The organism is Klebsiella aerogenes KCTC 2190 (genome assembly GCF_000215745.1).
GTDB lineage: Bacteria > Pseudomonadota > Gammaproteobacteria > Enterobacterales > Enterobacteriaceae > Klebsiella > Klebsiella aerogenes.
In genome coordinates, this window is record NC_015663.1 from 3,601,155 (window position 1) to 3,622,181 (window position 21,027).

Sequence of the window (21,027 nt, forward strand, 5' to 3'; positions counted from 1 at the left end):
GATTTTATCGTGAGTGGTTCATTGCCTTACCTGCAATATTCGGATACTGATGGGTTACAACCTAGGCTCAGAGAAGAGTTGAAAAATTTACGGAAAAAAGAGTATTTAACGTACTGGTCTCGCTTTCTGATACGTAGAATTTCACTTTATGCTTTTCCGTTCCTCATGTTCTTCACTTTTTTCTTTTGTTTGAGTTTGACGAAGACAGTTGGGGTAGAGAAAGTGAATAATATGCTTGGAACCTTGAGCATATCCTTCGGTGGTTGTCTGCTAATTGGGCTTATTATTTCTTTTGTCGTGTTACTCTTGCAGTGGTGGTGCTTTAACAGTAAATACAGTCCGCAGGATACTAATGGAGTTGTTGGGTCTCGTAAGTTAATTTATAAATTATTTGCTCATTTTATATTTATCATTTCATGCGTGCTTTTATTTGTGTTTATTTATTGCACCAATAATAATGTATTTTATGGTTTTATCGTGTTTCTTGTTTTGACATTATTACCATTGCTAATTGACCGTACATTGGGGGTAACACGTCAAAATGAACGTCTCAAAATTTATGTCAGAAGGTTAGAGCGCCTCGATGAATTAAATATTTTACGTGAGAAAATGAACATTAGATTCGAAGAATCTCATTTTAGCGAATATATTAAGCTTGTTGATGAAGCCGATCACAGTAAAAACCTGGATACGGTTAGCGATACATCCTATTTTATGACCTTGATTGAAAATAAGTTAAAAGCGTAACCGTTTTAAATTTATTCTATAAAAAAATCCACGCAACTGCGTGGATTTTTGTCAGACCCTCAGGGCAATGCCGTCCTAAAGCAGGGCTATACGTTGAACAAGAAGTTCATCACGTCGCCATCTTTAACGATGTAATCTTTCCCTTCCGCACGCATTTTACCGGCTTCTTTCGCGCCTTGTTCACCTTTATAAGCAATGAAATCTTCATAGGCGATGGTCTGGGCGCGGATAAAGCCTTTTTCGAAGTCGGTGTGGATTTTACCGGCAGCCTGTGGCGCGGTCGCGCCAACCGGAATAGTCCATGCGCGAACTTCTTTGACGCCAGCGGTGAAGTAAGTCTGCAGGTTCAGCAGAGCGTAGCCTGCGCGGATCACGCGGTTCAGGCCCGGCTCTTCAAGGCCCAGCTCGGCCATGAACTCGTCACGCTCTTCGTCGTCCAGCTCGGCAATGTCGGATTCAACGGCGGCGCAAACCGGAACCACCACGGAACCTTCTTGCTCAGCGATAGCGCGAACCTGGTCGAGATACGGGTTGTTTTCAAAACCGTCTTCGTTAACGTTGGCGATGTACATGGTCGGCTTCAGGGTCAGGAAGCTCAGATAGCGGATCGCTTCTTTCTCTTCTTTGCTCAGATCCAGCGCGCGCAGCATGCCTGCTTTTTCCAGCTGCGGCAGGCATTTTTCCAGCGCGGCCAGTTCAACCTTAGCGTCTTTATCGCCGCCTTTGGCCTTCTTGGACACGCGGTGAATGGCGCGTTCGCAGGTGTCGAGGTCGGACAGCGCCAGCTCGGTGTTGATAACGTCAATATCTTCCGCCGGATCGACTTTACCCGCGACGTGGATAATGTTGTCATTTTCAAAGCAACGCACTACGTGGCCGATGGCTTCGGTTTCACGAATATTGGTCAGGAACTGGTTACCCAGACCTTCGCCTTTGGACGCGCCTTTAACAAGACCGGCAATATCAACGAATTCCATGGTCGTCGGTAGGATACGCTGCGGCTTGACGATCTCAGCCAGTTTGTCCAGACGCGGATCGGGCATCGGTACGACACCGGTGTTCGGCTCAATGGTACAGAACGGGAAGTTGGCCGCTTCAATACCTGCTTTGGTGAGCGCATTGAACAGGGTGGATTTGCCGACGTTGGGCAAACCGACGATACCGCATTTGAATCCCATGATTTAAATCACCTTAATCTTTGGATAATCAGTCTGTTATGAATAACAGACTGTAGAAAAGTAAATAGCTTCGCCTATTATACACGGTGTGCGGCAAAAATTCCGCACGTCGGACGCTTATTGCGCTTTAAAGGCGTGTAAACGGTTGGTAGCTTTGGTTAAACCGTCTTTCAGCCACACCTCTGTACAGCGCGCCGCTTCATCAACCGCTTCGTCAATTAGCTTCTGTTCGCTGGCCGGTGGTTTACCCAGCACAAAGCCGACAACTTTATTTTTATCGCCCGGATGGCCAATTCCGACGCGTAAGCGGTGAAAGTTTGGGTTATTACCCAGCTTGCTGATAATGTCCTTCAGGCCATTATGACCGCCGTGCCCGCCGCCAAGTTTGAATTTAGCGACGCCGGGGGGTAAATCGAGCTCGTCGTGGGCGACCAGAATTTCATCCGGATTAATACGGTAAAAGGTAGCCATCGCGGCCACGGCTTTGCCGCTGAGATTCATAAAGGTGGTCGGCACCAGCAGACGCACGTCTTCCCCCGCCAGGTTCAGGCGCGAGGTATAGCCGAAGAATTTGCTCTCTTCTCGCAGCGGCGCGCGGTGGCGCTCCGCCAGTAAATCTACGTACCAGGCGCCAGCGTTATGGCGCGTTGCCGCGTATTCCGCTCCGGGGTTAGCCAGGCCGACAATCAGTTTTATCGTCACTTTTTATTCCTGCATAGGCGTACTTTGCCGCGTAGTGTACTGCCTGCGTCGGCGCTTGACAAAATTCTGCCAGCGAAACGCTACCGTTGCTGATAATTTCCACTTTGAACCATTAGAATTTGATGTTGTTCAGTGGCTTATTTGTAAACTTTTGTTGATCAGATGTTCCCGAATGTGATCACTCACGCAATCACTCATATCCCTATTGTCTATACTTAACCTATAAATTTTGGGGATATTCCCATGTAGCCCAAGGTCCGGAGGTGACATATGAAACGCAGAAACGCTTCGTTACTCGGTAACATACTGATGGGTTTAGGGTTGGTTGTGATGGTGGTCGGCGTTGGTTACTCTATTTTAAACCAGCTTCCACAATTTAACCTGCCGCAATTCTTTGCTCATGGCGCGGTGTTGAGTATTTTCGTCGGCGCCGTTTTGTGGCTGGCGGGCGCTCGCGTTGGTGGTCATGAAAGAGTCTCCGACCGCTATTGGTGGGTACGCCACTACGATAAACGCTGCCGTCGCGACCAGCATCGTCACAGCTAACTGAATTCAGCTCGCCGGATATGTTTTCCGGCGAGCTCTCTTTTATTGCGCTAATTCAATGTCCGCCAGCGCCGCGGTACGGTCAGGGTAGAAGCTCAGGCGTCCCGGAATCGGCTGGACCCCTGCGCGCGCCAAAGTACGCAGCGGCTGGAACTCAAGGTTAGACACCCGCAGCTCGCAGCCTTCCGGCAGGCGCTTCACAAAGCGCAAGAAAGCGTCAAGACCGCCGGCGTCCAGCACCGGCACCGCATCCCACTTCAGCACCACCACGCGCTTGCCTGCAATCCGGCTTTCCAAATCGGTGAACAATCCTTCCGCCGCGGCGAAGAACAGCGGGCCGATCACCCGTAGCACCAGTACATCGTCCGGCACTTCAACGTTGACCGGCGCCAGTCGCGTCATGCGCGCGATGCGGCGCATAAACAGCAGCGAAGCCAGCACGATACCGACGCTAATGGCGATGACCATATCGAACAGCACGGTCAGCGACATGCACATCAACAGCACAACGATGTCGTCTTTTGGCCCGTGGCGTAGCAGGTTAATCACCTTATGCGCCTCGCTCATGTTCCACGCTACCATCAGCAGCAGGGCAGCCATGGCCGACAGCGGCAGCCACGAGAGCAGCGGGGCGAGGATTAGCAGCGCGAGAATCACCAGCAGGGCATGGATCACCGCGGAAATCGGCGAGGTCGCGCCGGCGCGCACGTTAGCCGCGGAGCGAGCAATCGCCGCGGTGGCGGTAATGCCGCCAAAGAATGGCGCGATGATATTGCCCAGGCCCTGGCCGACCAGCTCGCTATTCGCTTTGTGTTTGGTGCCGGTCATACCATCGAGCACCACCGCGCAGAGCAGTGATTCAATGGCGCCCAGCATCGCCATAGAGAAGGCGGCAGGCAGCAGCGCGCGAAGCGACGACCAGCTCAGGGTGAACTCCGAGCCCGGCATATCCCACGGCAACACCAGCTGCGGCAGCAATTGCGGGATACCGTTGCCCTGGCTGCCATCGGCGAGGATATAGTGGAACTGCGAGCCGATGGTCGCCACATGTCCGCCGAGCAAATTAACGATGCCCATCACCGCACAGCCCGCCAGCAGCGCCGGCAGGTGCCCCGGCAGGCGGATGCCCAAACGCGGCCAGAAAATCAGAATACCCAGCGTCACGATACCGATGGCGGCATCGCCAACGTTAATTGTCGGCAGCGCCATCACCAGCGCGCCGACTTTCTGCAGATAGTGCTCTGGGACATGCGCCATCTGCAGACCAAGGAAGTCTTTAATTTGCATGGTACCGATGGTGATGCCGATACCGGAGGTAAAGCCAAGAGTGACTGAAAGCGGGATATATTCAATCAGACGGCCAAAGCGGGCGAGGCCGAAAAGGATTAAGAAGATACCCGACATTAGCGTCGCCACCAGCAAGCCGGCCAGGCCAAACTGTTGTGACACCGGATAGAGAATCACCACGAAGGCCGCGGTGGGGCCGGAAACGCTAAAGCGCGAACCGCCGGTCAGGGCGATGACGATTCCCGCCACCGCCGAGGTGTAGAGTCCATATTGAGGCGCTACGCCGCTGCCAATTGCTAACGCCATCGCCAGCGGGATAGCGATGATCCCGACGGTTATCCCGGCGATGAGATCGCGGGTAAAGCGCGATGCGGTGTACTTTTCTTTCCAGCAAGCGTCGATGAGGGCGCGGAAAGGCATCACATGTGAGGAAAATAATCTATTCACAATAATGTTTCATCCATGAGCGCATCATCTGTCAACTGAATGGCAGGTGAAGGAGGCATTAGTCATACAAATATGAACCAGAGACAAAAAAACCCGCCGCAGCGGGTTTTTCGGCTGGGCTCGATTAGTGCTCGAACATAGCGGAAATGGATTCTTCGTTGCTGATACGACGAATCGCTTCGGCCAGCATACCTGACAGGGTCAGGGTGCGGACTTTGTCCAGCGCTTTGATTTCCGGCGTCAGCGGAATGGTATCGCAGACGACGAATTCATCAATCACAGAGTTTTTAATGTTCTGGATAGCATTGCCGGAGAAGATCGGGTGAGTCGCGTAGGCGAAGACACGTTTCGCACCGCGCTCTTTCAGCGCTTCCGCGGCTTTACACAGGGTACCGCCGGTATCGATCATGTCATCAACCATCACGCAGTCACGGCCAGCGACGTCACCGATGATATGCATCACCTGAGAAACGTTAGCGCGCGGGCGGCGTTTATCGATGATCGCCATGTCGGTATCGTTCAGCAGCTTCGCGATAGCGCGAGCGCGAACCACGCCGCCGATGTCCGGAGAAACCACGATCGGGTTGTCCAGATTCAGCTGCAGCATATCTTCGAGCAGAATTGGGCTACCGAATACGTTATCAACCGGAACATCAAAGAAGCCCTGAATCTGTTCAGCGTGCAGGTCAACGGTCAGTACGCGGTCAACGCCGACACTGGACAGGAAGTCAGCGACGACTTTAGCGGTGATTGGCACACGAGCGGAACGTACGCGACGGTCCTGGCGGGCATAGCCGAAGTAAGGGATAACAGCGGTGATACGACCTGCAGAAGCGCGACGCAGGGCATCAACCATAACAACCAATTCCATCAGGTTGTCATTGGTGGGAGCACAAGTGGACTGGATGATGAAAATATCACCACCGCGTACGTTTTCGTTGATTTGTACGCTGACTTCGCCGTCGCTAAAACGACCTACAGCGGCGTCGCCAAGAGAAGTGTACAGGCGGTTGGCAATACGTTGTGCTAGTTCCGGGGTGGCGTTACCAGCAAAAAGCTTCATATCAGGCACGAGAAGAACCTCAGGCATGCGTCCAGTGGTGGATGAAACGGGCCATTAAACTGTGCGGGCCGGCGCCATCTCATCCAGGCGGTGTATTAAAGAGCACGATGCAACGTCTGGAACAGGGTGACGTTGTCACCGATACTCTGTTTGCCCGGCAAACTTGCCGTTATTCATGCAAAAAGCAGAATTACTTCAGTAGGGCTTGCTTCAGCGGCGAGACATTTATTCCTCGCGCAACAAAGCCTTGCAGCCATTCCGGGGCTTTTTCCAGCACCTGACGAGCGGCGGATTCGGTGTCAAATTCAGCAAACACACAGGCTCCTGTGCCAGTCAGGCGCGACGGCGCGTATTCTAACAGCCAGGAAAGCGTTGCATCAACCTCACGAAAACGTTTTCTTGCGATAACCTCGCAATCGTTGCCGAATTCACAGTTTAGTAAGGTATTAATTGACCTGCTCGGGGTATTTCGTGGTAACTCCGGATCGCGAAAAATGATCGGCGTCGGGATACTTACGCCCGGGTGGGCGACCAGATACCATTTTTCCGGCGGATCGACCGGGGTGAGAATCTCGCCAACCCCTTCGGCAAACGCCGCGTGACCGCGAACGAAAACCGGGACATCGGCGCCGAGCTGTAGCCCAAGCGTCGCCAGCTGGTCTTCGCTAAGCCCGCAGCCCCACAGATGATTGAGGGCTACCAGCACCGTCGCGGCGTTAGAAGAGCCGCCGCCTAAGCCGCCGCCCATCGGCAGGCGTTTGTCGATGCTGATATCCGCGCCGCTGCCTGCGGGGAGTTGACCGTGAGACTCCGCCGCCGCCATCAGTAGCCTGGCGGCGCGAATAATCAGGTTCTCTTCATCCGGCACGCCGGCGACCGGCGTTAACAACCGCAGTTTGCCGTCGCGGCGCGGTTCAATGGTCAGCGTGTCGCCATAGTCGAGAAACTGAAACAACGTCTGCAGCGTGTGATAACCATCGGCGCGTTGACCGGTGATATACAAAAACAGATTCAATTTTGCGGGGGCGGGCCAGCGACTCATCATTTCACAATCCAGTTATCCATTTTCAGCTTGATGCGCTGGCTGCCGTTGTTGAGTTCCATATTTGACGGCAGGGTGGGTTTGGTGTCGCTGGTGTAGCCGCTGTAGGTCACGTGCCAGGTTTTACCGTTCTGCGTGTAGTTGAGTTCGCGCAGGCGGTACTGGTCATCCAGCGAATAGTCGGTGGCATCGCCCGGCAGGCCGATAATCCACTGACGCAGGCTGTTAAGCGGGATCGGCATGCCGGTCAGGCGGCCAATCATCTCTTCGGCATCGGTGGCATTGTAGGTCTGGCCTTTGTTGTCAATCAATTGGACGCCGCCCGGCTGCGCGGTTAATGACAGTTCGGTGCTGCCAAGCGGGTTGGTCAGCAGCAGGCGGTAGCGGTCCTGGCCGGTTTGTTGCCAGAAGAAACGGGCATACACTTTCTGCTCATCGGAAAGATAGGCAAACGCCCCGCGGGTCTGGAACTGGTTAAGGTTGCGGACATCCTGCTGGTGCTGGCGCCATTGCGGGGAGTCCGGGCTTTTGCCGGGCCCTTGCGGCGGAGTATTGATTGCACAGGCGGTCAGAACGAGGCTTGCCAACGGCAGCAGGCGGAACAGTCGATTCATAATGATGACAAATCCTTGATGTCTACAGTGAAATGCGGCGACTGATGGTTCGCACACCGATTTGTGTAGCGGGTTGCAATAATAACCCTTAATGCTAGCGTCGCTGGCCGATAGCGTCTACGTTCAAGTTGTCTGAAATCAAAAAATTACCGTTAGTGGCTATTAAGCCCTGACTATTACTCCAAAAGGGGGGCGTCTCTTTTATTGAGTACGCGCATCCTGTATGATGCGCTCAGACTAACCTTAGCAACGCTGGTACTATTCCCTCACCATGACCCTTTTAGCTCTTGGCATCAACCACAAAACAGCTCCGGTAGCGCTGCGAGAACGCGTAACGTTTTCGCCGGATACGCTCGACAAGGCGCTGGAGAGCTTATTGGCTCAGCCGATGGTGCAGGGCGGGGTGGTGTTATCAACCTGTAATCGCACGGAGCTGTATCTCAGCGTTGAAGAGCAGGACAACCTGCAGGAAGCGCTGATCCGCTGGCTATGTGACTTCCACGGCCTGAATGAAGAAGACCTACGTAAAAGTCTTTATTGGCATCAGGATAACGACGCCGTCAGCCATCTGATGCGTGTCGCCAGCGGCCTGGATTCGCTGGTGCTTGGCGAGCCGCAAATCCTCGGGCAGGTGAAAAAAGCGTTTGCGGATTCCAGCCGCGGCCATCTGAACGTCAGCGAACTGGAGCGCATGTTCCAGAAATCGTTCTCGGTGGCTAAGCGCGTGCGTACCGAAACCGATATCGGCGCCAGCGCCGTTTCCGTTGCCTTCGCTGCCTGTACGCTGGCGCGACAAATTTTTGAATCGCTCTCCAGCGTCACGGTGTTACTGGTTGGCGCGGGGGAAACTATCGAACTGGTCGCCCGCCATCTGCGCGAACATAACGTTCGCAAAATGGTGATTGCCAATCGCACCCGTGAACGCGCCCAGGCGCTGGCGGATGAAGTCGGCGCGGAAGTTATCGCCCTCAGCGATATCGACGAGCGCTTAAAAGACGCCGATATTATTATCAGTTCTACCGCCAGCCCGCTGCCGATCATCGGCAAAGGGATGGTCGAGCGCGCGCTGAAGGCGCGCCGCAATCAGCCGATGCTGCTGGTGGATATCGCGGTGCCCCGCGACGTCGAGCCGGAAGTCGGCAAGCTGGCCAACGCCTATCTGTACAGCGTTGATGACCTGCAAAATATCATTCAGCACAATCTGGCGCAGCGTAAGGCCGCGGCGGTGCAGGCGGAATCGATCGTCGAGCAGGAAACCAGCGAATTTATGGCCTGGCTGCGCGCCCAAAGCGCCAGCGAGACTATCCGCGAATATCGTTCCCAATCCGAGCAGGTTCGCGAGGAGCTGACGGCGAAAGCGCTTGCCGCGCTGGAGCAGGGCGGCGATGCGCAGGAAATTATGCAAGATCTGGCCCGTAAGCTGACCAACCGCCTGATCCACGCTCCAACCAAATCTCTTCAGCAGGCTGCCCGTGACGGGGATGATGAACGCCTGCATATTCTGCGCAACAGCCTCGGGCTGGAATAGCGCACATTTCTCTATTTAAAGACAGGGTGAATTCACGCCTATGAAGCCTTCTATTGTTGCTAAACTGGAAGCTCTGTACGAACGCCATGAAGAAGTTCAGGCGCTGCTTGGCGACGCCGCCACCATTGCCGACCAGGACCGTTTCCGTGCGCTGTCGCGCGAATATGCGCAGCTTGGCGATGTTGCCCGCTGCTATACCGACTGGCGCCAGGTGCAGGACGATATCGAAACCGCGCAGATGATGCTCGACGATCCGGAAATGCGCGAAATGGCGCAGGAAGAGCTGCGCGATGCCAAAGAAAAAAGCGAAGCGCTGGAACAACAGCTGCAGGTGCTGCTGCTGCCGAAAGATCCGGACGATGAACGTAACGCTTTTGTCGAAGTTCGCGCCGGCACCGGCGGCGATGAAGCGGCGCTGTTCGCCGGGGATCTCTTCCGCATGTACACGCGCTACGCCGAGGCCCGCCGCTGGCGGGTCGAAATCATGAGCGCCAACGAAGGCGAACATGGCGGATTTAAAGAAGTGATTGCCAAGATCAGCGGCGATGGCGTCTATGGGCGGCTGAAATTTGAATCCGGCGGCCATCGCGTCCAGCGCGTTCCGGCGACCGAATCCCAGGGGCGTATCCACACCTCCGCCTGTACCGTGGCGGTGATGCCGGAGCTGCCGGAAGCCGAAATGCCGGATATCAACCCGGCGGACCTGCGTATTGATACCTTCCGCTCCTCGGGCGCGGGCGGTCAGCACGTCAACACCACCGACTCCGCTATCCGTATTACCCACTTGCCGACCGGTATCGTCGTTGAGTGTCAGGACGAACGTTCACAGCATAAAAACAAAGCCAAGGCGCTGTCGGTGCTGGGCGCGCGTATTCGCGCCGCCGAAGTCGCCAAGCGTCAGCAGGCGGAAGCGTCTACCCGCCGTAACCTGCTGGGCAGCGGTGACCGCAGCGACCGCAATCGTACCTACAACTTCCCACAGGGGCGCGTGACCGACCACCGTATCAACCTGACTCTTTACCGTCTGGATGAAACCATGGAAGGCAAACTGGATATGCTGATCGAACCGATTGTGCAGGAATTCCAGGCTGACCAGCTGGCGGCGCTTTCCGAGCAGGAATGATGACCTTTCGACAGTGGCTTACTCAGGCAATAGCCCGGCTCGGCGCGAGCGACAGCCCGCGTCGCGACGCCGAGATCTTACTGGGGTACGTCACCGGCAAAGCGCGGACCTGGATCCTCGCTTTTGACGAAACCGTATTGACGGCGGAACAGTTGGCGGAGCTGGAAGCATTGCTGGCGCGCCGCGCCAACGGCGAGCCGGTGGCTCATCTGGTTGGTCAGCGCGAGTTCTGGTCGCTGCCGCTGTTTGTCTCGCCGGCGACGCTGATCCCGCGGCCCGACACCGAATGCCTGGTCGAGCAGGCGCTGGTACGCTTGCCGCAGACGGCCTGCCGCATCCTGGATCTTGGCACCGGCACCGGCGCTATCGCCCTGGCGCTGGCCAGCGAGCGAGCGGACTGCGAGGTCACTGCCGTTGATTTTATGCCTGACGCCGCGGCGCTCGCCGCGCGCAATGCCGCTCATCTCGCTCTCAACAACGTGACCGTGCTGCAGAGCGACTGGTTTAGCGCGCTCAAGGGGCAGAGGTTCGCGATGATTGTCAGTAATCCCCCCTATATCGATGAAACCGATCCGCATCTTGCCGAGGGCGATGTCCGCTTTGAGCCGAGAACGGCATTGGTCGCCGCCGACCAGGGGCTGGCCGATTTAGCGCATATCATCCGTGAAGGGCGTCAGTACTTGTTACCCAACGCTTATATGCTACTGGAGCATGGCTGGAAGCAGGGCGAGGCGGTACGCGCATTGTTTAATGAAGCAGGTTATCTCGATGTCGAGACCTGCCGCGATTATGGCGATAACGAACGTCTGACTCTCGGGCGTTGGCCGCACAAGGAGCAAGCCGGCGAATGAATTTATTTACTGCAGTACTCTATTTGCATATTGCCTGCGTGGTGACATCCGTCGGGCTTTTCGTGCTGCGTTACTGGTGGACCTACAGCGGCAGCGCGATGCTCAACCAGCGCTGGGTGCGTATTGCGCCGCATTGTAGCGATACGCTGCTGTTTCTCAGCGGCGCGGGATTAATGGCGATTACGCACTATCTGCCGTTTACCGAAGATGGCGCATGGCTGACTGAAAAGCTGTTTGGCGTTATCATTTACATCGCATTAGGATTTATTGCGTTGGGCCGACGTCGCCCGCGCCGCCAGCAGACCCGGTTCATCGCCTTTCTGCTGGCGCTGGTGGTGTTGTTCTTCATCGTTCAACTCGCCATCACAAGAATACCGTTACTGGGGTAAGGCATGAGGTCATTAGCTGATTTCGAATTTAACAAAGCGCCATTATGCGAAGGCATGGTCCTCATTTCTGAATTGATCCGCGACGACTTTCCGACGCACTTTGTGCAGGATGAGTTGCAGCGGTTGTTAACACTGGCGCAGGAAGAGATTGCCACCTCCTGGGATCAGGAGCGTCAGCTCGACCGGCTGCTGGAATTGTTCTATCACGAGTGGGGCTTCGGCGCGTCGCAGGGCATTTATCGTCTGTCCGATGCGTTATGGCTGGATAAAGTGCTGGTGAATCGCCAGGGGAGCGCCGTGTCGCTGGGGGCGATTCTGTTATGGATTGCCCAGCGTCTGGATTTACCGGTGGTACCGGTTATTTTCCCCACGCAGATGCTGCTGCGCGCCGACCCGGAAGCCAGCGAAGAGATGTGGCTAATTAACCCATTCAACGGCGAGACGCTCGATGAACACACCCTGGAAGTGTGGCTGAAGGGGAATATCAGCCCGGTGGCAGAACTGTTCAATGAAGATCTCGATGAGGCCGATAACGCCGAAGTGATCCGCAAACTGCTCGATACGCTGAAATCGGCGTTGATGGAAGAGCGGCAGATGGAGCTGGCCCTACGCGCCAGCGAAGCGCTGCTGCAGTTCAATCCCGAAGACCCGTATGAAATTCGCGACCGCGGGCTTATCTATGCCCAACTGGAGTGCGATCACGTGGCGCTGCTGGATCTCAATTATTTCGTTGAGCAGTGTCCGGAGGATCCGATTAGCGAGATGATCCGTGCGCAGATCAACACGATTTCACATAAACAAATTACATTGCATTAGTCTGGAACCATTCCGGTTACACCCTGATAAGGCGATCTTATGAAACAAAAAGTGGTTAGCATTGGTGATATCAACGTAGCAAACGACCTGCCGTTCGTGCTGTTTGGCGGAATGAACGTGCTGGAGTCCCGCGATCTTGCGATGCGTATCTGCGAACATTATGTGACCGTCACGCAAAAGCTGGGCATTCCGTATGTGTTCAAAGCCTCTTTTGATAAAGCCAACCGTTCTTCCATCCACTCCTATCGTGGGCCGGGTCTGGAAGAAGGGATGAAGATTTTCCAGGAGCTGAAGCAGACCTTCGGCGTGAAAATCATCACCGACGTCCACGAAGCCAGCCAGGCGCAGCCGGTGGCCGACGTGGTTGACGTGATCCAGCTGCCAGCGTTCCTCGCGCGTCAGACTGACCTGGTGGAAGCGATGGCTAAAACCGGCGCTGTCATCAACGTCAAGAAACCGCAATTCGTCAGCCCGGGCCAGATGGGCAACATCGTTGATAAATTTATTGAAGGCGGGAACGACAAAGTGATCCTGTGCGATCGCGGCGCTAATTTCGGCTACGACAACCTGGTCGTTGATATGCTTGGCTTCGGCGTAATGAAGAAAGCGTCCAACAACTCGCCGGTCATCTTTGACGTGACCCACGCCCTGCAGTGCCGCGACCCGTTTGGCGCTGCTTCAGGCGGTCGCCGCGCTCAGGTGACGGAACTGGCTCGCGCCGGGATGGCGGTGGGTATCGCCGGTCTGTTCATTGAAGCGCATCCGGATCCGGATCACGCGAAATGTGACGGCCCGTCCGCGCTGCCGCTGGCTAAACTGGAACCGTTCCTGAAGCAAATGAAAGCGATCGACGATCTGGTGAAAAGCTTCGACGAGCTGGATACCAGCAACTAAGTTTCGCTGAGCTGTAAAAAAGCCTGCCGGTTTCGCCACCGACAGGCTTTTTTTTGGGCTTTATTATTGATTACCCGGTCAGGCAAATATCGTCATCAGGTAGGCGGCGAACAGCGCCAGATGCGCCGCGCCGTTAAGGACATTGGTGCGCCCGGTTGAGAACGAAATGTGGCACAGCACCAGCGACGCCACCATCACCACCATTTCCGGCGCTCCCAAACCGAAGCGGAGTTCATTGCCGGTAAGGAAAGCGATAAGCGTGACGACAGGCACCGTCAGGGAAATCGTCGCCAGCACCGAACCGAAGAACAAATTCATCGCGCGCTGTACCTGGTTGTTCAGCACCGCTTTCAAGGCGCCGAGTCCTTCCGGCGAGAGAATCAATAGCGCCACCAGGAAACCGGTAAAGGCCACCGGCGCGTTCATGCTGGTCAACAGCGTTTCCAGTGGATTAGCGTTCATTTTGGTAACGGCGATAACCGCAACCAGGTGTACCAGTAACCAGGCCGTGTGCCAGCCGCTGCTATGCGCCGAGGGCTTACCGTGATGCGGGTCGTCATCGTCGCTGTCATCTTCATGCTCGTACACAAACAGGCTCTGGTGCGTTTTGGTCTGAATGAGCAGGAATACGCCATACATGGCGGCGGAAATCAGCGCCACCAGTAGCGCCTGGCCGGTGCTGAAATTGGCGCCCGGTAACGCCATCGGGAATACCAGTACGATAATCGCCAGCGGGAAGAGGGCGATCAGATACTGCTTGATACCAAACAAATTCATATACTGCGTGGCGAATTTACGTCCGCCCAGCAGTAAAGAGAAGCCGACCAGACCGCCGGTGACGATCATAATGATTGAATATAACGTATCGCGCATTAGCGTTGGCGCGGCGTCGCCGGTCGCCATTAATGCGGAAATGAGGCTCACTTCAAGAATGACCACTGACAGGCTCAAAATTAATGAACCATAGGGCTCGCCGAGGCGGTGAGCAAGAACGTCGGCATGGCGAACCACGCTAAATGCGCTACTCAGAATCCCGACCAGCGCCAGAATATTAATCGCAACGACCACTGGTAGTGATTGACTGCTTCCCCAGAGAAACAGCACCACCAGTGCTAAAACCGGAAAAACGAGGGAGGTCTCCTTGTGGCGGGTCTTAACCGCCTCATGTGCATGTGTCATGAACCATCTCCATTTATGCAGGTGTTATAATTATAGATAACGTAAGTTGATAAAATAACAGACATTGATAGGTTTAATTTGTATTTTTACTTAAATTTACCACTCTTGCATAAGAAATGCGTTGGTCTGCTAAAAAATGCTGTTACGTATGTTTTATACATATTTTTCAGATGATTACTAAAATTCATTTCTCAATATTCCTGTCATTTGCCAACCCGGGAATTGTGTTCCAGACTTAGCTTTTACCCTGATTCTGGAGGTCATTATGCCTTACCGTAGTAAACAAGAACTTCCCGATAGCGTTCAGCACGTCTTGCCGGAACACGCGCAGGAAATTTATAAAGAAGCTTTCAATAGCGCGTGGGATCAATATAAAGATAAAGCCGACCGTCGCGATGATGCCAGCCGTGAGGAGACGGCGCATAAAGTCGCCTGGGCGGCGGTGAAAAATGATTACCAAAAAGGCGATGACGACAAATGGCATAAGAAAAAGTAATCACTTTTGCGATCTAATTTTTTGTCAGCCCCCTTGTCAACGCTCCGTTAATTGCTTATTGAGTAATAAAGCTGGATAATAATTCAGCAATATTCACGGATGGCACAGATTATCGCCGGGAAGCAGGCAGTGGCGGAGGTAGTAGAAAGTGTTAACTCGTGATTTCTTAATGAATGCGGATTGTAAAACGGCGTTTGGCGCGATTGAGGAATCGCTGCTGTGGTCGGCGGAGCAGCGGGCGGCCTCGTTGGCGGCGACTCTGGCCTGTCGTCCGGATAACGGTTCGGTGTGGATTTTCGGCTACGGTTCGTTGATGTGGAACCCGGCGCTGGAATACAGCGAATCCTGCACCGGTACGCTGCCGGGTTGGCATCGCGCGTTTTGCCTGCGCCTGACCGCCGGTCGCGGCAGCGCACATCAGCCGGGCAGGATGTTGGCGTTGAAGGAAGGCGGGCGTACCACCGGCGTGGCCTATCGTCTGCCGGATGAGACGCTGGAGCAAGAGCTGACGCTTCTGTGGAAGCGGGAAATGATCACCGGCTGCTATTTGCCAACCTGGTGCCGTCTTGAGTTGGACGATGGGCGTACGGTGAATGCGCTGGTGTTTATTATGGATCCGCGCCACCCACTGTATGAATCTGATACCAGCGCACAAACCATCGCGCCGCTGATAGCCCGCGCCAGCGGGCCGCTCGGCACCAATGCCCAGTATCTCTTTTCGTTGGATCAGGAATTACGCAAGCTTGGCATGCGCGACGCCAGTCTTGACGATCTGATTATCCAGGTGCGACATCTGGTCGGCGAGGCGAGCCAACCCGGGCTCGCATAAAACGCCCGGTTTACCGGGCGTGGAGATTCAGGCGGGAACGTAGCTAATGGAGTGCTCGAGGGACTGACTATGGCTGTCGATCAGCACGTTCCAGGTGCCGCTGTAGGGCACGGTGAGATAAGCGCTGTCCCTGTCCTGCACGCTAAAAATATCGGCGTGGCTGTCGCCGGCGGCCTTGGCGCTCATTAAGTGAATATGACAGCGCTCTGAACAGCGCACCACCAGCGTATCACCGCCGAATAACGTTAAACTTGCTTTTACCATTGCCATTTTCATACCCCGTTTCTGTCTCTGAATTCATCAACCCGCGCGTGATATCGTTCACACTTTGCTCGTTGCATAACACCAAAGGGGGAGCGTGTGGATGATGATTTCGATCAACAAAATGGATAACGATTAAACAAAAATGACAATCTTCCTGAAAGCGTTCAGCTGGCGTACTTTTGCATCAGCAATGCCCACCAGCCTGACATTTAATCCTGTTAATGGCGGTTAATTCAGAAGATCAGCACTTTATCCGCCGCCAGCGTCCACTGCGCCAGCTCGACCAGCGTTCCCACTTCCACGCCATCTACTAATGGCAAATGGGTGATCCCGCGTCCGTCCGTACAGGTCTTGCAGAGTTTTACCGGCACATTCTGCGCGGTGAGGATCTCCAGCATCTGCTGGATGTTATAGCCTTCCGCCGGTTTCTGCCCGCGTAGCCCGGCGGTCACCGCATCGGACATTAAAAACAGCTTCAGATCGAGGTCTGACTCCTGCTCACGCAGGGCGATAGCCAGGCGCAGGCTATTAAACAAGGATTCACTGCCGTAAGCGGCTCCGTTGGCGACAATCACAATACGTTGCATAAAGACTCCTTTTATCAGGCATGGTTATTGCTTAGCTTTATCTAAAGACGTAATTCGGGAGGGGGTATGAATAATACGACCGGCATGACGCCTGAAGCAATCGGCTGGTTTCATTATGCGCGCCAGCTACAAAAACAGCAGCTCCGCAAGCTAACGCAGCAAGGGACGCTGGCGAGCGAAATAAGTGGGTTGGTCCATATGCTGCAGTGCGAGCGCGGCGCCTCCAATATGTGGCTCTCTTCCGAGGGCCGCTTGTATGACGCCGAGCGTCGGGCTGGCGGGGCGCTGGTGGACGCGCGCTTAAGCGCTTTTTATGCCGCGCTACAACCGGCGCGGGAATCCGCCAGCAGCGCGCTGTGTTGGCGTATAGCCAGCGCGGTGTGGTATCTGGCGCAGCTTCCGGCGCTGCGAGCGGCGGTGCAAGGCCGCGCGGTGGACGCTCAGGAGGCCACCCAGCGCTTTAGCCGTATTATTCGCCATTTATTGAATATTGTGCCGCAGTTGAATGACAGCATAGACGATCCGCAGATCGCCGGGCGCATGGTTGCCCTGTACAGCTTTATGCAGGGTAAAGAGCTGGCGGGCCAGGAGCGCGCGCTGGGAGCGTTGGGCTTCGCGCGCGGCCAATTTAACGGCGAGCTCCGTCAGCAGTTGGTTGACCGCATTGACGGTCAGCAGCCCTGTTTTGACAGCTTTCAGGCGCTCTCCGGTCTGCCGCGGGCGCTTGAGCTGCTGCAGGGTTGCGAAGCCGGGCGCGAGATTGAGCAACTGCGGCGCATCGCCTGTACCCGCCAGCCCTCGGCGGACGAAGGGGCCGCGGCGCAGCGCTGGTTTAGCCTGCAAACTGAACGGCTTGAGCAGATGCGCAGTCTGGAGGAGGCGTTGATTGCCGACCTGCTCAGCGCGACCCGGCAACTGCTCGAACGTGGAGAAGACGATATGCCGCCGCTGCAATGGCCTGAAGAAGAGTGCGGCGATAGTCTGACTTTGCGCCTGGATAAGCAGCTGCTGCCGCTGGTCCGCCAGCAGGCGTGGGAACTTGAGCAACTCTCCGGCCAACTGGCCTCGCTGCAAGCCGCATTTGAGGAGCGCAAGATTATAGATAAAGCGAAAGCGCTGCTGATGAGCCATCAGGGAATGCAGGAAGAACAGGCCTGGCAGGCGTTGCGTAAAATGGCGATGGATAAGAACCAGCGGATGGTCGAAATCGCCCGCGCACTGCTGACGGTGAAAGCTCTGCTGCCGGACTCATCGTCAAATTGAATGCACAATCAGCGGGCAGGCATTGCCTGACGATGGTGCAATAGTTGACGCGGAGAGCGGTAAAACAACGTCTGGCGGGCAATAACACAAATTGGCATCCGCTTTGCATTACTGAACTTGAGTGAATCAACAATTTGAGACAACGGACCAACGGCGGTCTGAAGGTCTCTGGATAAAGGCGTCCTGCGGTGCGAAAGCACTGCCGGGCGCTTTTTTTTGCGCGTTCTGGAGCGGCTATGGGCGATAAAGTTTTCATTTCACGACGGCGCTTTTTGCAGGCCGGGGCGGCGCTGAGCGGCGCTATGCTGCTGCCCGGCGTGATGCAGGCGGCGTGGGCGGCGGGTTCCGATAAGCCGGAGTTGGCCACCGTGCGGGTCGGATTCATCCCGCTAACCGACTGCGCGCCGCTGGCGATTGCGGCATTGAAAGGATTCGATAAAAAGTATGGCATCAGCCTGCAACCAAGTAAGGAGGCTAGCTGGGCGGCGGTGCGCGATAAGCTGGTTGCCGGCGAACTCGATGCAGCGCATATCCTCTACGGCATGCTGTATGGCCTTGAGCTTGGTATTGCCGGCAAACCGCAGCAGATGGCCAACCTGATGACCCTGAACCGCAACGGTCAGGCGATCACCCTCTCTAGTGACCTACAGGCGCAAGGCGTAAGCGATGGTCATGGGCTCAAGCTGCTGATCGACCAAAAAGCGCCGGGCAGCTACACCTTCGCCCACACCTTTCCTACCGGCACCCATGCGATGTGGCTCTATTACTGGCTGGCGAACGCCGGTATCGACCCCTTCGCCGATGTGCGCACGGTGGTCGTGCCGCCGCCGCAAATGGTGATGAACATGCGCATCGGCAATATGGTCGGCTTCTGCGTCGGCGAACCGTGGAACGCGCGGGCGATCAACGATCGCATCGGCTTTACGGCGGCAACCAGCCAGCAGATCTGGGCGGATCATCCGGAAAAAATCCTCGGCGCGCGCAGCGATTGGGTGGCGCGCTATCCAAATACCGCAAGGGCGCTGGTGGCGGCGCTGCTGGAGGCCCAGCGCTGGATTGAAGCGTCTGCCGACAACACCCGCGAAACCGCGCGGATCCTCGCCAGACGGGCGTGGCTCAACACCAAAGAACAGTACCTTAGCGGGCGCATGCTTGGCGAATACGACAATGGCATCGGCAAACGCTGGCGCGACGCTCATCCCATGCGCTTCTTCCAGCAGGGGGAAGCTAGCTATCCGTGGCTCTCCGACGGCATGTGGTTCTTAACCCAATTCCGCCGCTGGGGCCTGCTGAAAAGCGCGCCGGATTATCAGGCGGTAGCGCAGCGTATCAACCGCATCGACCTGTGGAAAGAGGCGGCGCAGGCCGTGGGCGGCATCACTGCGCCAACGCAAACTTTACGCAGCAGCACGCTGCTGGACGGCAAAGTGTGGAACGGCGTCGACCCGGAAGGGTACGCCGCCAGTTTCGCCATTCAACATAAGGGGGCATGAGATGAAACCAGCCATTAACACGCAGCCGCGCGCGCAGACCTCAACCGCGCCGGGCGAAATCATTGTCCTGCCGCCGCTGCAGGTGCGCAAAGCTACGCCGTCCGCCAGGCGCTGGCTGAACGCCGCGCTGCAGCGTCTACTGCCGCCGCTGCTGGGCCTGGCTCTACTGCTGCTCGGCTGGCAGCTGGCGGCGATTGGCGCGAAAGGCTTCCCGACGCCGTTGAGCACTCTGGATTCGGCGCTGACGCTGTTTTCCGACCCGTTCTACCGCGACGGACCGAACGATATGGGCATCGGCTGGAACGTGCTGGCTTCGCTACAGCGGGTCGCGGTGGGCTTTGGTTTAGCGGCGCTGGCCGGTATTCCGCTGGGCTTTCTTATCGGCCGCTCGCTGTTCTTTGCGCGAATGTTTAACCCGCTCATCGCGCTGCTGCGCCCGGTGAGTCCGCTGGCGTGGTTACCGATTGGCCTGCTGCTGTTCCAGAAGGCGGAACCGGCTTCCAGCTGGACCATTTTTATCTGCTCTATCTGGCCGATGGTCATTAACACCGCGGAAGGCGTCAGGCGTATCCCGCAGGACTATCTCAATGTGGCTCGCGTGCTGCAGCTGTCGGAATGGACGGTGATGCGCAAAATCCTCTTTCCGGCAGTGCTGCCCGCGGTATTAACCGGCGTGCGGCTGTCGATAGGCATTGCCTGGCTGGTGATCGTCGCCGCCGAGATGCTGACCGGCGGGTTGGGTATTGGATTCTGGATCTGGAATGAATGGAACAACCTCAATGTGGAAAACATCATCATCGCCATCGTCATTATCGGCGTCGTCGGCCTGCTGCTCGAACAGGGGCTCATATTGCTCGCCCGCCGCTTCAGCTGGCAGGAAAAATAAGGAGTCGCTATGAAACCATTAATTCAGGTACAGGCCGTCAGTCAACGCTTTAACACCGCCAGCGGCGAGTTCCTGGCGCTGCAAAACGTCTCTTTTGATATTCACGAAGGGGAAACCATCAGTCTGATTGGCCACTCCGGATGCGGCAAATCCACGCTGTTGAATCTGATCGCCGGGATTACCCAGCCCACTGAGGGCGGGCTGCTATGCGATAACCGTGAAATTTCCGGCCCGGGACCGGAGCGGGCGGTGGTGTTCCAGAACCATTCGCTGCTGCCATGGCTGAGCTGTTTTGACAACGTGGCGCTGGCGGTGGATCAGGTGTTTCGCCGCACCATGAGCAAGGCAGAGCGCCGGGAGTGGATCGAACACAATTTACAGCGAGTACAGATGGGGCACGCGCTGCACAAACGGCCGGGGGAGATCTCCGGCGGTATGAAACAGCGGGTTGGCATCGCGCGCGCGCTGGCGATGAAGCCAAAAGTGTTACTGCTTGATGAGCCTTTTGGCGCGCTGGACGCGCTCACCCGAGCCCATCTGCAGGACGCGGTAATGCACATCCAGCAGGAACTGAACACCACCATTGTCGTGATCACCCACGACGTCGATGAAGCAGTGCTGCTTTCCGACCGGGTGTTAATGATGACCAATGGACCGGCCGCGACGATCGGCGAGATCCTTGACGTTAATCTGCCGCGTCCGCGTAACCGGGTCCAGCTGGCGGAAGATAACCACTACCACCACCTGCGTCAGCAGATCCTCCATTTCCTCTACGAAAAGCAGCCGAAAGCGGCCTAAGGCGG

General features: G+C 55.9%; 23 protein-coding genes. 14 read left to right on the forward strand and 9 right to left on the reverse strand.

Translation table 11 applies throughout. From position 1 onward, the window contains the following. The first annotated feature begins 9 nt into the window (after window positions 1-9). A complete protein-coding gene (rdrD, locus tag EAE_RS16955) occupies window positions 10-747 on the forward strand; it encodes an antiviral RADAR system accessory protein RdrD (protein WP_015705078.1) in 738 nt (245 codons plus the stop codon). 86 nt (window positions 748-833) lie between these two features. Here the strand turns inward: rdrD and ychF are convergent, their stop codons facing one another. Further along, window positions 834-1,925 carry a redox-regulated ATPase YchF gene (ychF, locus tag EAE_RS16960; RefSeq protein WP_015705079.1) on the reverse strand — a complete coding sequence of 364 codons (1,092 nt, stop codon included), beginning with the start codon at window positions 1,923-1,925 and terminating at the stop codon, window positions 834-836. A 117-nt stretch (window positions 1,926-2,042) separates the two neighbouring features. Then, entirely contained in the window at window positions 2,043-2,627 is a 585-nt protein-coding gene (gene pth / locus EAE_RS16965; protein WP_015705080.1) for an aminoacyl-tRNA hydrolase, read from the reverse strand. Between the two features lie 270 nt (window positions 2,628-2,897). Here pth and ychH point away from each other — a divergent pair, with 270 nt between their 5' ends. After that, entirely contained in the window at window positions 2,898-3,173 is a 276-nt protein-coding gene (ychH, locus tag EAE_RS16970) for a stress-induced protein YchH (protein WP_015367115.1), read from the forward strand. A 42-nt stretch (window positions 3,174-3,215) separates the two neighbouring features. Here ychH and dauA read toward each other — a convergent pair whose 3' ends face one another. The 4 genes from dauA to lolB form a co-directional block, all read right to left on the reverse strand. Next, window positions 3,216-4,907: a C4-dicarboxylic acid transporter DauA gene (dauA, locus tag EAE_RS16975; protein WP_015705081.1), complete on the reverse strand. Its 1,692-nt coding sequence runs from the start codon at window positions 4,905-4,907 to the stop codon at window positions 3,216-3,218. A gap of 124 nt (window positions 4,908-5,031) precedes the next feature. Beyond that, entirely contained in the window at window positions 5,032-5,979 is a 948-nt protein-coding gene (prs, locus tag EAE_RS16980; RefSeq protein ID WP_015367113.1) for a ribose-phosphate diphosphokinase, read from the reverse strand. 181 nt (window positions 5,980-6,160) lie between these two features. Continuing rightward, on the reverse strand, window positions 6,161-7,012 hold the full coding sequence (gene ispE, locus EAE_RS16985; protein ID WP_015367112.1) for a 4-(cytidine 5'-diphospho)-2-C-methyl-D-erythritol kinase: 852 nt from the start codon (window positions 7,010-7,012) through the stop codon (window positions 6,161-6,163). Further along, window positions 7,012-7,626 (reverse strand): lipoprotein insertase outer membrane protein LolB, encoded by a 615-nt coding sequence (gene lolB, locus EAE_RS16990; RefSeq protein WP_015705083.1) that lies wholly within the window; start codon window positions 7,624-7,626, stop codon window positions 7,012-7,014. The genes ispE and lolB overlap by 1 nt, the downstream gene beginning before the upstream one ends. A gap of 271 nt (window positions 7,627-7,897) precedes the next feature. On the opposite strand from lolB, the gene hemA reads away from it, so the two are divergent. From hemA to kdsA, 6 genes are read left to right on the forward strand one after another with little or no spacing between them, the layout of a single operon-like run. Further along, on the forward strand, window positions 7,898-9,154 hold the full coding sequence (gene hemA, locus EAE_RS16995) for a glutamyl-tRNA reductase (RefSeq protein WP_015367110.1): 1,257 nt from the start codon (window positions 7,898-7,900) through the stop codon (window positions 9,152-9,154). A gap of 40 nt (window positions 9,155-9,194) precedes the next feature. Further along, window positions 9,195-10,277 carry a peptide chain release factor 1 gene (prfA, locus tag EAE_RS17000; RefSeq protein WP_015367109.1) on the forward strand — a complete coding sequence of 361 codons (1,083 nt, stop codon included), beginning with the start codon at window positions 9,195-9,197 and terminating at the stop codon, window positions 10,275-10,277. Next, window positions 10,277-11,128: a peptide chain release factor N(5)-glutamine methyltransferase gene (prmC, locus tag EAE_RS17005; RefSeq protein WP_015705084.1), complete on the forward strand. Its 852-nt coding sequence runs from the start codon at window positions 10,277-10,279 to the stop codon at window positions 11,126-11,128. The genes prfA and prmC overlap by 1 nt, the downstream gene beginning before the upstream one ends. Further along, the gene (sirB2, locus tag EAE_RS17010) at window positions 11,125-11,517 is read left to right on the forward strand and encodes an invasion regulator SirB2 (protein ID WP_015367107.1); all 393 of its coding nucleotides are present in this window, start codon (window positions 11,125-11,127) and stop codon (window positions 11,515-11,517) included. The genes prmC and sirB2 overlap by 4 nt, the downstream gene beginning before the upstream one ends. 3 nt (window positions 11,518-11,520) lie before the next feature. Beyond that, window positions 11,521-12,333: an invasion regulator SirB1 gene (sirB1, locus tag EAE_RS17015; RefSeq protein WP_015367106.1), complete on the forward strand. Its 813-nt coding sequence runs from the start codon at window positions 11,521-11,523 to the stop codon at window positions 12,331-12,333. Between the two features lie 39 nt (window positions 12,334-12,372). After that, window positions 12,373-13,227, forward strand: a complete 855-nt coding sequence (kdsA, locus tag EAE_RS17020; RefSeq protein WP_015367105.1) for a 3-deoxy-8-phosphooctulonate synthase — start codon at window positions 12,373-12,375, stop codon at window positions 13,225-13,227. A gap of 78 nt (window positions 13,228-13,305) precedes the next feature. Here the strand turns inward: kdsA and chaA are convergent, their stop codons facing one another. After that, the gene (chaA, locus tag EAE_RS17025; RefSeq protein ID WP_015367104.1) at window positions 13,306-14,406 is read right to left on the reverse strand and encodes a sodium-potassium/proton antiporter ChaA; all 1,101 of its coding nucleotides are present in this window, start codon (window positions 14,404-14,406) and stop codon (window positions 13,306-13,308) included. Window positions 14,407-14,671: 265 nt separating this feature from the next. On the opposite strand from chaA, the gene chaB reads away from it, so the two are divergent. Both chaB and EAE_RS17035 read left to right on the forward strand, forming a co-directional pair. After that, window positions 14,672-14,902 (forward strand): putative cation transport regulator ChaB, encoded by a 231-nt coding sequence (gene chaB / locus EAE_RS17030; RefSeq protein WP_015367102.1) that lies wholly within the window; start codon window positions 14,672-14,674, stop codon window positions 14,900-14,902. A gap of 148 nt (window positions 14,903-15,050) precedes the next feature. Next, window positions 15,051-15,731, forward strand: coding sequence for a gamma-glutamylcyclotransferase (locus tag EAE_RS17035; protein ID WP_015705085.1), 681 nt, complete (start codon window positions 15,051-15,053; stop codon window positions 15,729-15,731). 27 nt (window positions 15,732-15,758) lie between these two features. Here the strand turns inward: EAE_RS17035 and EAE_RS17040 are convergent, their stop codons facing one another. Beyond that, on the reverse strand, window positions 15,759-16,001 hold the full coding sequence (locus tag EAE_RS17040) for a DUF1883 domain-containing protein (RefSeq protein WP_015705086.1): 243 nt from the start codon (window positions 15,999-16,001) through the stop codon (window positions 15,759-15,761). A gap of 227 nt (window positions 16,002-16,228) precedes the next feature. Continuing rightward, window positions 16,229-16,582, reverse strand: a complete 354-nt coding sequence (locus tag EAE_RS17045; RefSeq protein WP_015705087.1) for a DsrE/DsrF/TusD sulfur relay family protein — start codon at window positions 16,580-16,582, stop codon at window positions 16,229-16,231. 66 nt (window positions 16,583-16,648) lie between these two features. Between EAE_RS17045 and nasR the strand changes: the two genes are divergently transcribed. From nasR to EAE_RS17065, 4 genes are all read left to right on the forward strand, one after another. Beyond that, a complete protein-coding gene (gene nasR / locus EAE_RS17050; protein WP_015705088.1) occupies window positions 16,649-17,845 on the forward strand; it encodes a nitrate regulatory protein NasR in 1,197 nt (398 codons plus the stop codon). A 236-nt stretch (window positions 17,846-18,081) separates the two neighbouring features. After that, entirely contained in the window at window positions 18,082-19,338 is a 1,257-nt protein-coding gene (locus tag EAE_RS17055; RefSeq protein ID WP_015705089.1) for a CmpA/NrtA family ABC transporter substrate-binding protein, read from the forward strand. Between the two features lies 1 nt (window position 19,339). Further along, entirely contained in the window at window positions 19,340-20,224 is an 885-nt protein-coding gene (gene ntrB / locus EAE_RS17060; RefSeq protein ID WP_015705090.1) for a nitrate ABC transporter permease, read from the forward strand. A 9-nt stretch (window positions 20,225-20,233) separates the two neighbouring features. After that, entirely contained in the window at window positions 20,234-21,022 is a 789-nt protein-coding gene (locus EAE_RS17065; RefSeq protein WP_015367094.1) for an ABC transporter ATP-binding protein, read from the forward strand. Window positions 21,023-21,027: the final 5 nt, after the last annotated feature.